The 14196-nt window shown below is 57.1% G+C and carries 12 protein-coding genes and 1 pseudogene; 6 read left to right on the forward strand and 7 right to left on the reverse strand.

Going from position 1 to position 14196, the window contains the following annotated elements; translation table 11 throughout:
• Positions 1–131: 131 nt before the first annotated feature.
• From B347_RS0120940 to B347_RS0120950, 3 genes and pseudogenes are all read left to right on the forward strand, one after another.
• Entirely contained in the window at positions 132–944 is an 813-nt protein-coding gene (locus tag B347_RS0120940) for a cytochrome C assembly family protein (protein ID WP_019411653.1), read from the forward strand.
• Positions 945–980: 36 nt separating this feature from the next.
• Positions 981–1835, forward strand: a pseudogene (locus B347_RS0120945) (transporter associated domain-containing protein); the annotation flags it as partial.
• A gap of 259 nt (positions 1836–2094) precedes the next feature.
• The gene (locus tag B347_RS0120950; protein ID WP_019411655.1) at positions 2095–3411 is read left to right on the forward strand and encodes an MFS transporter; all 1317 of its coding nucleotides are present in this window, start codon (positions 2095–2097) and stop codon (positions 3409–3411) included.
• A 103-nt stretch (positions 3412–3514) separates the two neighbouring features.
• On the opposite strand, the gene purT is transcribed toward B347_RS0120950, so the two are convergent.
• From purT to B347_RS0120975, 5 genes are all read right to left on the reverse strand, one after another.
• Entirely contained in the window at positions 3515–4696 is a 1182-nt protein-coding gene (gene purT, locus B347_RS0120955; protein WP_019411656.1) for a formate-dependent phosphoribosylglycinamide formyltransferase, read from the reverse strand.
• A gap of 81 nt (positions 4697–4777) precedes the next feature.
• Positions 4778–5239: a VUT family protein gene (locus B347_RS0120960; RefSeq protein ID WP_019411657.1), complete on the reverse strand. Its 462-nt coding sequence runs from the start codon at positions 5237–5239 to the stop codon at positions 4778–4780.
• A 92-nt stretch (positions 5240–5331) separates the two neighbouring features.
• A complete protein-coding gene (locus B347_RS0120965) occupies positions 5332–5535 on the reverse strand; it encodes a DUF1289 domain-containing protein (RefSeq protein WP_019411658.1) in 204 nt (67 codons plus the stop codon).
• The gene (locus tag B347_RS0120970; RefSeq protein WP_019411659.1) at positions 5528–6055 is read right to left on the reverse strand and encodes a gamma carbonic anhydrase family protein; all 528 of its coding nucleotides are present in this window, start codon (positions 6053–6055) and stop codon (positions 5528–5530) included. The genes B347_RS0120965 and B347_RS0120970 overlap by 8 nt, the downstream gene beginning before the upstream one ends.
• A gap of 41 nt (positions 6056–6096) precedes the next feature.
• Positions 6097–6699 (reverse strand): CoA pyrophosphatase, encoded by a 603-nt coding sequence (locus B347_RS0120975; protein WP_019411660.1) that lies wholly within the window; start codon positions 6697–6699, stop codon positions 6097–6099.
• Between the two features lie 145 nt (positions 6700–6844).
• Between B347_RS0120975 and B347_RS0120980 the strand changes: the two genes are divergently transcribed.
• Together B347_RS0120980 and B347_RS0120985 are read left to right on the forward strand one after the other, a co-directional pair.
• The gene (locus B347_RS0120980) at positions 6845–7402 is read left to right on the forward strand and encodes an NUDIX hydrolase (protein WP_019411661.1); all 558 of its coding nucleotides are present in this window, start codon (positions 6845–6847) and stop codon (positions 7400–7402) included.
• A gap of 35 nt (positions 7403–7437) precedes the next feature.
• On the forward strand, positions 7438–8004 hold the full coding sequence (locus tag B347_RS0120985; RefSeq protein ID WP_019411662.1) for a L,D-transpeptidase family protein: 567 nt from the start codon (positions 7438–7440) through the stop codon (positions 8002–8004).
• A gap of 75 nt (positions 8005–8079) precedes the next feature.
• Here the strand turns inward: B347_RS0120985 and B347_RS0120990 are convergent, their stop codons facing one another.
• Together B347_RS0120990 and purL are read right to left on the reverse strand one after the other, a co-directional pair.
• Positions 8080–8391 carry a YqfO family protein gene (locus B347_RS0120990; protein ID WP_019411663.1) on the reverse strand — a complete coding sequence of 104 codons (312 nt, stop codon included), beginning with the start codon at positions 8389–8391 and terminating at the stop codon, positions 8080–8082.
• A 158-nt stretch (positions 8392–8549) separates the two neighbouring features.
• Positions 8550–12446 (reverse strand): phosphoribosylformylglycinamidine synthase, encoded by a 3897-nt coding sequence (purL, locus tag B347_RS0120995; protein WP_019411664.1) that lies wholly within the window; start codon positions 12444–12446, stop codon positions 8550–8552.
• Between the two features lie 285 nt (positions 12447–12731).
• Between purL and mltF the strand changes: the two genes are divergently transcribed.
• Complete coding sequence (mltF, locus tag B347_RS0121000; RefSeq protein ID WP_026014325.1) at positions 12732–14189, forward strand: membrane-bound lytic murein transglycosylase MltF; 1458 nt, start codon at positions 12732–12734, stop codon at positions 14187–14189.
• The last annotated feature ends 7 nt before the right edge of the window (positions 14190–14196 follow it).

The following is a 14196-nucleotide window of genomic DNA, read 5'->3' on the forward strand; positions in this document are numbered from 1 at the left end:
GCGGCGTGGGCAGGTCGCGGATTATAGCGAAGACTGGCCGCGGCGGACACCATGCCGTCGCTTAAGTGGTCTTTCGTGTACAGGCTGTTGTATGCCAAACTCAGCCCTTTCGGGCTTGCCTAACAGGATTTATGCTCCCCTTGTCACCCAGTTTGCTACCTAGCCTCGCCGCCGCCTGCTTATATGCCGCTGCGACCTTCTATCAAGGCTCTTGCCTGCGTCAGGGCACCAAGGCAAACAAACGCCTGTTGGTGACGCTTGGCATCCTCGCCGTCATCGTCCACGCTGCGAGCCTGTATACGCACTTACTGAGCCCTGCCGGTCTTGAGCTGGACTTTTTCAGCGCGGCCAGCCTGATTGCTGTGGCGGTGATTATCGTGACGCTCATTGCCTGCGCACGAATACCGGTCGAGAACCTGCTGCTGCTTCTCTATCCACTGGGAATGCTAACGGTGCTGTTATCCGAGTTCGCGCCAGCCGGTACTGTCCAGATCGTCAATGAAGAGCCAGGGATCCTGCTGCACATTTTGCTGTCGATCTTGGCTTACGGCATGTTCACCATCGCCGTATTCCAGGCCTTGCTGCTGTCGTTGCAGAACTACCAGCTCAAGCACAAGCACCCAAAGGGCCTGATCAAAAACTTCCCGCCGCTGCAAACCATGGAAAGCCTGCTGTTTGGCTTCCTTTGGGCCGGTTGGTCGCTGCTGTCTCTGTCGTTGATTTCCGGCTGGGTATTTCTCGGCAACCTGTTTGCGCAGCATTTGGTTCACAAAACCTTGCTAGCCTGCCTCGCCTGGGTGGTCTTCAGCGTGCTGCTGTGGGGGCGAAATCACCTCGGCTGGCGCGGACACAAAGCCATTCGCTGGACGCTAGCTGGTTTCTGCCTGTTAATGCTGGCGTACTTTGGCAGCAAACTGGTTCGCGAATACATTCTGCATATCTGACGGGCGATAAAAATGGATAGCTTGCCCCACGGGCCAATGCTCGCAGTATTGGCCCTGCTGTTTCTGGGACTGGGTTTTTTTATTGGCAAGACTTCGCGCAACAAGGCCATCAAGGGACATCGCGACGAACCTCTGCAGACTCACAGCGAAAACTCTGAGGGCGACGCCGAGCAGGCCAATGGCCGTACTACGCTGATTTCGGGCATTCATGCGCTGGACAACATCACCGTCAACGACATCCTGATTCCACGCAGTGACGTTGAAGGGCTCAATCTGGACGACTCCATTGACGAGTTGATTGAGCAGCTGCGCCTCACCAAGCGCACCCGCCTGCCGGTTTTTCATAACGACATAAACCAGGTCGAGGCCATCCTCAACACCCGGCATATCCAACACATGTTGCCCGACGCCAGCCTGACCAAAGAAGCATTGCTTGCGGTGTGCCACGAACCGTACTTCGTCCCAGAAAGCACCCCGCTGCAACTGCAACTGCTCAACTTCCACAAACAGCAACGCCGAATGGGCGTGGTGGTTGACGAATACGGCGAAGTACTCGGCATCGTGACCCTCGAAGACATTCTTGAAGAAATCGTCGGCGAATTTGAAAACGAGCAAAATCTCGACAACCCTCATATTGAGCCGCTCCCGGACGGCCGCTTTGTGGTGGATGGCGCTGCCTCTATTCGCGAGCTAAATAAAAGCCTGGGCTGGCACCTGCCCAGCGATGGCCCGAAAACCCTTAACGGGCTGGTCACCGAAGCACTGGAAACCATTCCAGAAAGCACCGTTTGCCTGAAGATCGGCCGCTACCGCCTAGAAATTCTCGCGACGGAAGAAAACCGCGTGAGCCGCGTACTGATCTGGCACGACAGCGTCAAGCCCGCGGCTTAATCGCCGCGTAAGGTCTTGTTACATTCGAACAGGGCTCCCTATAATCATCGCGCTTACCCAAGCCCCGTCGACACGCGTGCTACCCGCACCCAGCGCTGTTGACGGGTTGCTTTATGCAACATCGGCGCACGCTCCCATCCCGAACTGCGTTTGCACCTGCCCTTATCCATAGGGCCCTTCGACCATAAAAATTGCTCTGGTACAGACGGCCGCAAAGGCTGATTCGACCCAGAAGCTCATAACTGTCAGGGATATGCGCATGACCACCAGCACCACTTACAGCGAAGCCTCGTCCGACAAGCCGGTCAATTCCGCTACCCGCGTCGCGACAGCCAGTTTTATTGGCACGGCCATCGAGTTCTACGACTTCTATGTGTATGCCACGGCGGCTGCACTGGTCATCGGCCCGGTATTTTTCCCGCAAACCTCTGGCACAGCGCAAATGCTGTCGGCCTTCCTAACCTTTGGTATCGCCTTTCTTGCACGCCCGCTGGGTTCATTTTTATTCGGCCATTTCGGTGACCGAGTCGGACGTAAATCCACCTTGGTCGCCTCCTTGCTATTGATGGGCGTGTGTACCACCTTGATCGGCGTGCTGCCGGGTTACGCCACGATTGGCGCCTGGGCCCCGATTCTGCTGTGCGTGCTGCGCTTCGGCCAAGGCCTGGGGCTGGGTGGCGAATGGGGCGGCGCGGCATTACTGGCCACCGAGAACGCACCGAAAGGCAAACGCGCCTGGTTCGGCATGTTCCCGCAGTTAGGCCCGTCTATTGGCTTTCTGGCCGCCAACGGCTTGTTCCTGATACTGGCCATGTCTCTTAGCGACGAGCAGTTCCGCTCATGGGGCTGGCGGATTCCGTTCCTGCTAAGCGCCGCGCTGGTGATGGTCGGCCTGTATGTGCGCCTGAAGCTGGAAGAAACCCCAGTGTTCTCCAAGGCCGTGGCGCAGCACGAACGGGTGAAAATGCCGGTCGTCGAACTCTTTGCGCAATATTGGGCACCGATGTTGCTGGGCGCCGCCTCGATGGTGGTGTGCTATGCGCTGTTCTATATCTCAACGGTGTTTTCGCTGAGCTACGGCATTTCAACACTGGGTTACACCCGCGAGACATTCCTCGGCCTGCTGTGCTTTGCCGTGCTGTTTATGGCCGCCGCGACGCCGCTGTCGGCGTGGGCCAGCGATCGTTACGGGCGCAAGCCGGTGTTAGTGGTCGGAGGCGTACTGGCAATTCTGTCTGGTTTTTTGATGGAACCGCTGCTCACTCACGGCACCACGTGGGGCGTGGCGCTGTTCTTATGCATTGAGCTGTTTTTGATGGGCGTGACTTTTGCCCCCATGGGCGCCCTGCTCCCGGAACTGTTCCCGACCCGTGTGCGTTACACCGGCGCCTCTGCGGCCTATAACCTCGGCGGGATTGTTGGTGCATCGGCTGCACCGTTCTTCGCCCAGAAGCTGGTGGCGATGGGCGGTTTGAGCTGGGTAGGCGGCTATGTCTCGGGCGCAGCAGTGCTCAGCTTGATCGCTGTGCTGTGCCTGAAGGAAACCAGAGAAGCGGACCTGAATAAGGTGGCTTAATCGGGGATGTGTAGTCGCTGCCGAGGCACGAAGGCTGCGAGCTCTTAACGATTAAAAGCTCGCAGGCTTCGTGCCTCGGCAGCGACTACGGGGGCATTGTCTATTACAGCTCTACGACAACCGCTTGGGCGGCGCGAGTGGCTTTGGCGCGAGCCGCTTCAATCGACTCATCACGGGCCAGGGCAACGCCCATGCGGCGCTGGCCATTGACTTCTGGCTTGCCAAACAAGCGCAGCGCGGTGTCCGGCTCGCTCAGAGCGGCGCCGAGGTTGGCGAATGCGGTCTGGGTCGACTGGCCTTCTACCAAGATCACTGCCGATGCCGATGGGCCGAACTGACGGATCAACGGGATCGGCAAGCCCAGAATGGCGCGGGCATGCAGTGCAAACTGCGACAAATCTTGGGAAATCAGGGTAACCAGACCGGTGTCATGGGGACGCGGCGACACTTCGCTGAACCATACCTGATCGCCTTTGATAAACAGCTCAACGCCAAACAGCCCACGACCGCCCAACGCTTCAGTCACTGCCTTGGCGACACGCTCGGACTCGGCCAGTGCAATCGGGCTCATGGCTTGCGGCTGCCAGGATTCTTGATAATCGCCCTTTTCTTGACGATGACCGACTGGCGCACAGAAGGTTGTGCCGCCGATGTGGCGCACGGTGAGCAAGGTGATTTCGTAGTCGAAGTCGATAAAGCCTTCGATGATGACCCGACCTTTGCCCGCACGACCGCCTTCTTGTGCGTAATCCCAGGCTTTTTGTACATCGTCAGTGCTGCGCAGCAGGCTTTGACCTTTGCCCGAGGAACTCATCACCGGCTTGACCACACACGGGAAGCCCAAGTCCTGAACAGCCTTGCTGTAATCCTCAAAGGTGTCAGCAAAGTGGTAAGGCGAGGTAGGCAGGTCTAGCTCTTCTGCCGCCAGACGACGGATACCTTCGCGGTTCATGGTTAGCGACGTAGCACGGGCAGTCGGGATAACGTTGAACCCTTCAGCTTCGAGCTCGACCAGGGTCGCGGTGGCGATGGCTTCGATTTCCGGAACGATGTAGTGCGGCTTTTCCAGTTCGATCACGGCACGCAGTGCCGCACCATCCAGCATGTTGATCACGTGGCTGCGGTGTGCAACCTGCATGGCCGGTGCGTTGGCGTAACGATCAACTGCAATCACTTCAACGCCCAAGCGCTGCAATTCGATGACGACTTCTTTACCCAGCTCGCCGCAGCCGCACAGCAATACGCGAGTCGCGGTCGGCGACAGTGGAGTTCCGATACGGGTCATTTCAGGTCCTCAAGGAAGCAAATCATCGAAGGCGCTCGCAACGCTCGCGCCTGCTGGGAAGAAAGGCGGCATTTTACATGATTAGGCAGCGGCTTTGCGCAAACGCCAGGCCATCGCCAACCAGACACAGGTGACACCGGCGAACTTAGAGGCCATCGCCGTAAGGATCACGCCCGGCGTAAAGGCGTCGATCATGCCGAAGAAGATAAAGGTATCAATCGGGATGCTCAGCGCCGAGCTGATCCAGAGCCGGTCATGCAACGGCCGCTTGGTGATGCTGAACACCAGCCAATCTATGCACTCCGACACCGCAAAGGCCGTAGCACTAGCCAAGGCGATGGAAGGGTCGGAGGTGACATATGACAACACCAGCGCGGCTAGCATAGCCAAAATGGCACCGTGCCCAAAGCGGGTTTGCACCATGTCGCGCAACACGAAGACCAGCCCGCCCCACGCAGACCAGATGATGTCCAGGTGCGGGGCCGTGGAAAACGCGTAGTTAATCAGCACGACGCTGGTGATGTAGGCGATTAGAAACAGCATGGGAGCGGGCGACACCTCTAAATAAGGCGCACAGGGTACTTGAGTCATGTCAAATTTTGTAGGAGCGAGGTTGCTCGCTCCAAGGTTTATGTCTAGCTGCCCAACACCCACATCACTCCGCTGGACGTGGCGCGCTCATGACACAAAGCCAGCACTTCGCGACGCTCAGGGTTGGTCATGCGGCTCCAGCGGGTGATTTCAGCCACGGTGCGCTGACAACCGGTGCACACATCATCATCGTCCAGTGCGCAAATGTTCACGCACGGCGAGGCGACTGGGCGTTCAACCTCACTCACTGTCTTGCACCGTGAGGTCACGCGCATAACGCTGGCCGTTTTTCACGTAATTCGCAGCGCTGGCTTCGAGCATTTTTTTCTGCTCATCGGTCAGTTCTCGGACCACTTTGCCCGGCGACCCCATGACTAGCGAGCCATCAGGTATTTCCTTGCCTTCACCGATCAGCGAGTTGGCGCCGATGATGCAATGCTTGCCGATCTTGGCGCCATTGAGAATCACCGCGTTAATGCCGATTAAGCTGTAATCACCGACCGTGCAGCCATGCAGCATGGCGTTATGACCAATAGTTACGCCGGTGCACAGCGTCAGCGGGTAGCCCATGTCGGTGTGCATCACCGCGCCGTCCTGGACGTTGCTGTCTTTGCCGATCAGGATCAGTTCGTTATCACCGCGCAATACAGCGTTAAACCAGACACTGGCGCCTTCTTCCAGACGCACCTTGCCGATCAAGGTGGCGTTGGGAGCCGCCCAACTGTCGGGATGCGTTTCGACGTGCGAGTCGCCCAAGCGATATTTCATGCTGATGTCCTCAAGGCAAGCGTGGCTGTCTGCTGACAGCTCTAAATATTGATGAATCGTTCGGGTGGGGTATGCAGACTGATGTTCACGTCGTCGTACAGCAGGTTCATCAGTTCAACGATCATGATCGCCGTCAGGCCCCAGATTTTGTACACGCCAAAGCGGTAACTGGGCACATACCAACTGCGCCCCTGATAGTCGATGCGGTGGGTGTGCTCACGCGGGTCCTGACGGAAAAAATCAAGCGGTACGCTGAACACGGCAGCAATCTCGGCATCATTCGCCAAATACTCAACATAGTCCGGGACCAACCCGACATAAGGCGTTACTCGAATACCGTGCAATGAGATCAGGGGACTAAGTGGGCCGATGACTTCGACTAGGCCCGGTGGCAAACCGATTTCTTCTTCGGCTTCACGCAGCGCGGTAAACACCAGGTCCGGGTCTTCAGGGTCGCGCCGTCCACCGGGGAAGGCTACTTCGCCGCCATGGGTCGACAACCCGCTGGCGCGCAGGGTCAAAATCAGTTCGGGCTCAGCACTGCGCGTCACCGGCAGGAGTACAGCAGCCTCGGGAAAGCGCAGGTCTGTTTCCAACGTCCGTGGGGTATAGCGACTCACACGGCTAAGTAGCTCGTCCAGCATAGGTCATCTCGATCCGTCACTTATCGGGCATCATGCACCAAATTGCCCGGCTCACCCAAGCCCCACGCTGTCGCAGGGGGAAAAGTGGCGCTTGCCGTAATCCGGCCCCAGCCCCAAGATAGGCGCCAGAACCAGAGAGCACAGCATGAAATTTTGCAGCCAGTGCGGCAACGCTGTCAGTCAACATATCCCGCAAGGCGATTCTCGCCTGCGTTATGTCTGCGACCATTGCCACGCCATTCATTATCAAAACCCGAATATCGTCGCTGGCTGCCTACCTACGTGGGGCAAACAAGTGCTGTTGTGCCGACGCGCCATCGAACCGCGCAAAGGTTACTGGACCCTGCCCGCAGGGTTTATGGAGAACGGTGAGACCGTCGAACAAGCCGCTCGCCGCGAAACGCTCGAAGAAGCCTGCGCCCACGTTGAACAACTGGCTATCTATACCTTGATCGATGTTCCGCACATCAATCAGGTGCACATTTTCTACCGCGCCGAACTGCAAAGCCTCGACTTTTCAGCCGGCGAAGAAAGCCTGGAGGTGCGTTTGTTTGATGAGGCTGACATCCCTTGGTCCGAGTTAGCTTTTCGCACCGTCAGCCGTACCCTAGAATGCTTTTTTTCAGATCGCCTAACACAGACCTATCCTGTGCGCAGCGAAGCTGTGCCGCCACTGGCAGAGTTGATTAAACACCCACAATAATGTCGTTTGCCTCGTACCTCAGGAATACCCCTCTAATGCGTTGGTTGCTTGCTGCTCTTTGCCTGTCGTTTGCTATTACCTGCCAAGCCGCTGTCGTCATGACAATCAACGGTAAACCCGTCGATAAAGATCTGGTGCTTAAATCGCCGGTAGCGTTACCCCGAGCTGGTGACAGTAAAAGCGTCGACAAAATCTTGGTGCTCAAATCAGCACGCAAGCTGGAGCTGATCAGCGATGGAAAACCCATCAGGACCTACCGCATCTCATTGGGCAAACAACCCAAAGGGCCAAAAATGCGCGAAGGCGACAAGCGCACACCCGAAGGGCTTTACTGGGTGGACTGGCGTAAGAAAAGCGACAAATTCAACTTGGCCATGCATATCAACTACCCCAACATTAGCGATGCAGCGACTGCACGGCGTGAAGGTGTGAACCCAGGTTCAATGATCATGATTCACGGTACACCGGACTCCGAAGACAACCCTGAAGAACTGTTCCATACCCTGGATTGGACCGATGGGTGTATCGCGATGAAAAACTATGAAATGCGCGAAGTCTGGAACATGGTCAAAAACGGCACGATGGTTGAGATACGCCCTTAACCCGCAAAAAAATACCGCGCACTAAAAAGCCCGCTGCCCCATAAGGGTCAGCGGGCTTTTTCATGCAGCGCCGGGCTAAATATCAGCCAAGCGCCACACTTCATACGCAGGTGTTTCATACGGGTGACTGTGCTTGAGCGCAGCCACCACGGCGTGAATCAACTCGTCTGCAATGACCAGCTCAACTTTCCATTCACCGACATACTCGACCTGACCCGTTTGCCCAATGAACGGCTGACTGCCATCCAGTGCACGAAACTGGCCCTGCCCCATGGTCTGCCAGGCGCAGTGGTCATAGGTGCCGATTCGACCGCCACCGGCGGCAAATACAGCACTTTTGACCTCGTCAACATGACTCGGCGGAACGAAAAAGCTGAGCTTGTACATAAGCGAGCACTCTGTTGAACACGCCTGAAAACCTGTGGGAGCCTGGCTTGCCAGCGATGCAGTCAACACGGTTTCTGTTAAACCGCGTCTATGCCATCGCGAGCAAGCCCGCTCCCACAAGGGATATGCGTCTAACGGGCATTGAACTTCAGAATGCCTTAATCAACCCAGACGCGAGCGTTACGGAACATGCGCAACCACGGCGCATCTTCGTTCCACTCTTCAGGACGCCACGAGTTCTGTACAGCGCGGAACACACGCTCCGGGTGCGGCATCATGATCGTCACACGGCCATCGCGACTGGTCAGACCGGTAATCCCACGCGGCGAACCGTTAGGGTTGGCCGGATAGCTTTCAGTCACTTTGCCGTGGTTGTCGACGAAGCGCAGCGCTACAGAACCCGACAGATCGGCCTGAAGCAGTGCTTCTTCACTGGCGAACTCGGCATGACCTTCGCCGTGAGCGATAGCGATTGGCATGCGCGAACCCGCCATACCTTGCAGGAAGATCGAGTTCGACTCTTGTACCTGAACCATGGCAACACGGGCTTCGAACTGCTCTGAGCGGTTACGCACAAAGTGTGGCCAAAGCTCACTGCCCGGGATCAGTTCGCTGAGGTTGGACATCATCTGGCAACCGTTGCACACACCTAGGCTGAAGCTGTCGCTACGCTCGAAGAAGCCCTGGAACGCATCACGTGCACGGGTGTTGAACAACGCTGACTTGGCCCAGCCTTCACCGGCACCCAGCACATCACCGTAAGAGAAGCCGCCGCAAGCAACCAGACCTTTGAACTCATTGAGGTCGACACGACCAGCCAGAATGTCGCTCATGTGCACATCGATCGCGTTGAAACCAGCACGGTCAAACGCCGCTGCCATTTCAACCTGACCGTTGACGCCCTGCTCACGCAGTACGGCAACCTGTGGGCGAATACCTTTTTTGATGTACGGCGCGCTGATGTTGTCGTTGACATCAAAGCCCAGTTTGACGCTCAGGCCCGGATTATCTTCTTCCAGCAGCACATCGAATTCTTGATCGGCGCAGTCGGCGTTATCACGCAGACGTTGGATCTGGTAGCTAGTCTCTGCCCACTGACGTTGCAACAGACGGCGCTGGCCTTCAAAGACCGTTTCGCCCTGATGGCTGATAGTCACTTCGCCATTGTTCAGTGGCTGACCGATCACGGCAACACACTCGCCCAAACCAGCAACGCTGAATTGAGCCAGCACTTCTGCGGTTGCGTCTTGACGCACTTGAATCACCGCACCCAGTTCTTCGTTGAACAGGATGGCCGGGATTTCGCTGGCGTTTTCGGTCAGGCAGTCGAGGTTTAGGTTCAGACCGCAGTGACCGGCAAACGCCATTTCGATCACGCTAGTCAGCAAACCGCCATCGGAACGGTCGTGGTAAGCCAACAGATGGCCGTCAGCATTCAGGCCCTGGATGACGGCGAAAAAGGCTTTGAGGTCTTCTGCGTCATCAACGTCCGGTGCGTGTTTGCCAAGTTTGCCGTGGGTCTGGGCCAAAATCGAAGCGCCCATGCGGTTTTGGCCACGGCCCAGATCGATCAGGATCAGATCGGTCAGGCCTTTGTCCATGCGCAGTTCCGGGGTCAGGGTCTGGCGAATATCAAGCACTGGAGCAAAGCCGGTCACAATCAGCGACAGCGGCGACGTTACGCTCTTGTCTGTGCCTTCGTCGCTCCAGCGGGTTTGCATCGACATCGAGTCTTTGCCCACCGGGATGGTGATGCCCAACTCAGGGCACAGCTCCATGCCGACGGCTTTAACGGTGTCGTACAGACGGGCGTCTTCACCTGGGTGACCAGCAGCCGACATCCAGTTGGCCGACAGTTTGATGTCGGAGATTTTGCCAATGCGCGAAGCAGCGATGTTGGTCAGGGTTTCGCCGATCGCCATACGGCCAGATGCCGGAGCATCCAGCAGTGCCAGCGGCGTACGCTCGCCCATGGCCATGGCTTCACCGGTATACACATCGAAGCTGGTGGCGGTGACAGCAACGTCAGCGACCGGAACCTGCCACGGACCCACCATTTGATCACGGGCAACCAGACCGGTAATGGTGCGGTCGCCAATGGTGATCAGGAAGCTTTTGCTGGCCACAGCTGGGTGGTGCAGGACGCGCTCAATGCTCTCGCCGACATTGAGGGTCGACGGATCGAAGTCATCGCCCAGCTCTGCTTCACGTACCGCTGAACGGTGCATGCGCGGCGCCTTGCCCAGCAACACTTCCAGTGGCATGTCCACCGGGTTGTTGCCGAAGTGGCTGTCGGTCACGGTCAGTTGTGGCTCGGCAGTCGCTTCACCTACAACGGCAAACGGGCAACGCTCACGCTCGCAGATCGCTTGGAAGCGGTCGAAGTCTTCGACGCCTACTGCCAGAACGTAACGTTCCTGGGATTCGTTACTCCAAATTTCGTGCGGGGCCATGCCCGGCTCGTCGTTTGGAATGTTGCGCAGTTCAAAACGGCCACCACGGTCGCCGTCGTTCACCAGCTCAGGGAATGCGTTGGACAGACCGCCCGCACCTACGTCATGGATAAAGCTGATTGGGTTTTTGTCACCCAACTGCCAGCAACGGTCGATGACTTCTTGGCAACGGCGTTCCATTTCCGGGTTTTCGCGCTGTACCGAAGCAAAGTCCAGGTCTGCCGAGCTTGCGCCCGTGGCCATGGAAGAAGCAGCACCGCCGCCCAGGCCGATCAACATCGCCGGGCCGCCCAGCACGATCAGCTTGGAACCTACGGTGATCTCGGCTTTTTGTACGTGCTCGGCGCGGATGTTGCCCATGCCGCCCGCCAACATGATGGGCTTGTGGTAACCGCGCACTTCATCGCCACGCGGGGTGGTGATGGACTGCTCGAACGTACGGAAGTAGCCAGTCAGCGCTGGACGGCCGAACTCGTTGTTGAACGCCGCGCCACCCAGCGGGCCTTCAATCATGATGTCCAGCGCTGTCACGATGCGCTCAGGCTTGCCGTATGGCACTTCCCACGGCTGTTCAAAACCCGGGATTTGCAGGTTTGAAACTGTAAAACCGGTCAAACCCGCTTTTGGCTTGGCGCCACGGCCGGTTGCGCCTTCGTCACGAATCTCGCCGCCGGAACCGGTCGCTGCACCCGGAAACGGAGCAATGGCGGTTGGGTGGTTGTGCGTTTCAACCTTCATCAGGATGTGCACTGGCTCCTGCACCGCGCCGTACTGGCGGGTTTCAGGGTTCGGGAAGAAACGCCCAGCCACGCTACCGACGATCACCGAAGCGTTGTCTTTGTAAGCCGACAGAACGCCTTCGCTGTGCATCACGTAGGTGTTTTTGATCATGCCAAACAGGCTTTTTTCTTGGCTCTGGCCGTCGATATCCCAGCTGGCATTGAAGATTTTGTGGCGGCAATGCTCGGAGTTCGCTTGGGCAAACATCATCAGTTCGATGTCGTGCGGGTTGCGACCCAGACCATTGAAGGCATTAACCAGGTAGTCGATTTCGTCTTCAGCCAGCGCCAGACCCAACTCAGCGTTGGCTTTTTCCAGCGCAGCGCGGCCGCCACCCAACACATCGATAGCCGTCAACGGCTTCGGTTCGGCATGGCTGAACAGACCGGCAGCCTGCTCAAGGTTGCCCAGAACGATTTGGGTCATGCGGTCATGCAAGACCGACGCAATCAATTGAGCATCAGCATCGCTGAACTGACCGGCAACATAGAAGGCAATGCCGCGCTCCAGGCGCTGGACTTTATCCAGGCCACAGTTACGGGCAATGTCGCTGGCCTTGCTCGACCAAGGGGAAATGGTGCCAAACCGCGGCAACACCAAAAACAGTCGGCCACTTGGCTCTTGGACCGGCACGCTTGGGCCGTACTTCAGGAGACGAGCCAGTACCTGCTGTTCATCGCTAGTCAGATCACCGGTTACATCGGCAAAGTGGGCGAACTCAGCATACAAATCACTGACACCTGGAACCTTGAGGCTCAGTTGTGCAAGGAGTTTGCTGTGGCGAAAGGCAGAAAGGGCAGGAGCGCCGCGCAGGATCAACATCTTCGGGACAGCCTCGGGAGGGGTGTGCTTTGAGGCCCGGCATTCTAGCCTAAACCATCGATCACGGCACCCGAAACGGCACACTAGACACACGCCAAACGTCGTTAATCGACCAAAGCCTTATTCTTTATGGCTATCAGCCGTTTAACGGATGGTCGATTATGATCTTTAGCCACACCGTCAACCCCCATTCCATAAGGGTTTCAGCGATTTTAGCGGCTGTTATCAGAATGCCCACAAATTGTCGAGATATGGCACCCGTGCCGCTTTGCGTATACTGCGCGGATGTTTTCTCTAACTGCATTCCGCCAGCGTGGGGCCAAATGGCTACTCGCAACCGGACTCTTCCTGATGCTCGGTGCCTGCGTTGAAAAACCCAGCACCCTTGAGCGCGTAAAGGAGGATGGGGTACTGCGGGTGATCACCCGTAACAGCCCGGCTACCTATTTCGAGGACCGCAACGGCGAGACCGGCTTTGAATATGAGCTGGTAAAACGCTTTGCCGACGATCTGGGTGTAAAGCTCGAAATCGAAACCGCCGACAATCTGGATGACCTGTTTAACAAGCTGGGCCAACCTGACGGCCCGGTGCTAGCTGCTGCCGGTCTGGTCAGCAGCGATAACCGCCTCAAACAAGCTAAGTTTTCTCATCCATACCTCGAAGTTACCCCTCAGATCATTTATCGCAATGGGCAATCGCGCCCAACCACTGCGGCTGATCTGGTCGGCAAGCGCATCACCGTTCTTAAAGGCAGCTCCCATGCTGAGCAGCTAGCCGAACTCAAGAAGACCTACCCTGGAATCGAGTACGAAGAGTCAGACGCTGTAGAAGTCGTCGACTTGTTGCGCATGGTCGATGAAGGGCAGATTGATCTAACCTTGGTCGACTCCAACGAAGTGGCCATGAATCAGGTGTACTTCCCTAATGTGCGCGTGGCCTTTGATTTGGGCGACGCCCGCAGCCAGCGCTGGGCCGTGGTGGCCGGCGAAGACAACAGCCTGCTCAGCGAGATTAATGCCTACCTCGACAAGGTCGAGAAAAACGGCACTCTGCAACGCCTGAAAGACCGCTATTACGGGCACGTAGACGTGCTCGGCTACGTCGGCGCTTACACCTTTGCTCAGCACCTGCAACAACGTCTGCCCAAGTACGAAAAGTTCTTCAAGGAAGCCGCTAAAAAGGAGGAGGTTGATTGGCGCCTGTTGGCCGCCATGGGGTATCAAGAGTCATTGTGGCAACCTGCCGTGACCTCTAAAACTGGGGTTCGCGGGCTGATGATGCTGACCCAGAACACAGCACAAGCGATGGGCGTGTCTAACCGACTGGACCCCAAGCAAAGCATCCAGGGTGGCGCCAAATACCTGGCCTACATCAGGGACCAGTTGGACGATGATATTCAAGAGCCAGACCGCACCTGGTTTGCGTTGGCCGCCTATAACGTAGGCACCGGGCACTTGGATGACGCGCGCAAATTAGCGGTAAAAGAAGGCCTTAACCCGAACAAGTGGCTGGATGTGAAGAAAATGCTGCCTCGCCTTGCGCAGAAGCAGTGGTACAGCAAAACCCGTTACGGCTACGCCCGCGGCGGCGAACCGGTGCACTTTGTGGCCAACATCCGTCGCTACTACGACATCCTGACGTGGGCCACACAACCGCAGCTTGAAGGCGACCAAGTGGCGGACGGCCAATTGCACATCCCCGGCATCGACAAAACCAAGCCAAAAGAAGAACCGCAGCTTTAATACATTT

It is taken from the genome of Pseudomonas psychrophila HA-4, from assembly GCF_000282975.1.
Classification (GTDB): Bacteria; Pseudomonadota; Gammaproteobacteria; order Pseudomonadales; family Pseudomonadaceae; genus Aquipseudomonas; species Aquipseudomonas psychrophila_A.

Bases quoted from the DNA above. Each gene is read 5' to 3' on its own strand.
- B347_RS0120940 (WP_019411653.1), top strand. From the start codon at position 132: ATGCTCCCCTTGTCACCCAGTTTGCTACCTAGCCTCGCCGCCGCCTGC.
- B347_RS0120950 (WP_019411655.1), top strand. From the start codon at position 2,095: ATGACCACCAGCACCACTTACAGCGAAGCCTCGTCCGACAAGCCGGTC.
- purT (WP_019411656.1), bottom strand. From the start codon at position 4,696: ATGACCCGTATCGGAACTCCACTGTCGCCGACCGCGACTCGCGTATTG.
- B347_RS0120960 (WP_019411657.1), bottom strand. From the start codon at position 5,239: ATGCTGTTTCTAATCGCCTACATCACCAGCGTCGTGCTGATTAACTAC.
- B347_RS0120970 (WP_019411659.1), bottom strand. From the start codon at position 6,055: ATGAAATATCGCTTGGGCGACTCGCACGTCGAAACGCATCCCGACAGT.
- B347_RS0120975 (WP_019411660.1), bottom strand. From the start codon at position 6,699: ATGCTGGACGAGCTACTTAGCCGTGTGAGTCGCTATACCCCACGGACG.
- B347_RS0120980 (WP_019411661.1), top strand. From the start codon at position 6,845: ATGAAATTTTGCAGCCAGTGCGGCAACGCTGTCAGTCAACATATCCCG.
- B347_RS0120985 (WP_019411662.1), top strand. From the start codon at position 7,438: ATGCGTTGGTTGCTTGCTGCTCTTTGCCTGTCGTTTGCTATTACCTGC.
- B347_RS0120990 (WP_019411663.1), bottom strand. From the start codon at position 8,391: ATGTACAAGCTCAGCTTTTTCGTTCCGCCGAGTCATGTTGACGAGGTC.
- purL (WP_019411664.1), bottom strand. From the start codon at position 12,446: ATGTTGATCCTGCGCGGCGCTCCTGCCCTTTCTGCCTTTCGCCACAGC.
- mltF (WP_026014325.1), top strand. From the start codon at position 12,732: ATGTTTTCTCTAACTGCATTCCGCCAGCGTGGGGCCAAATGGCTACTC.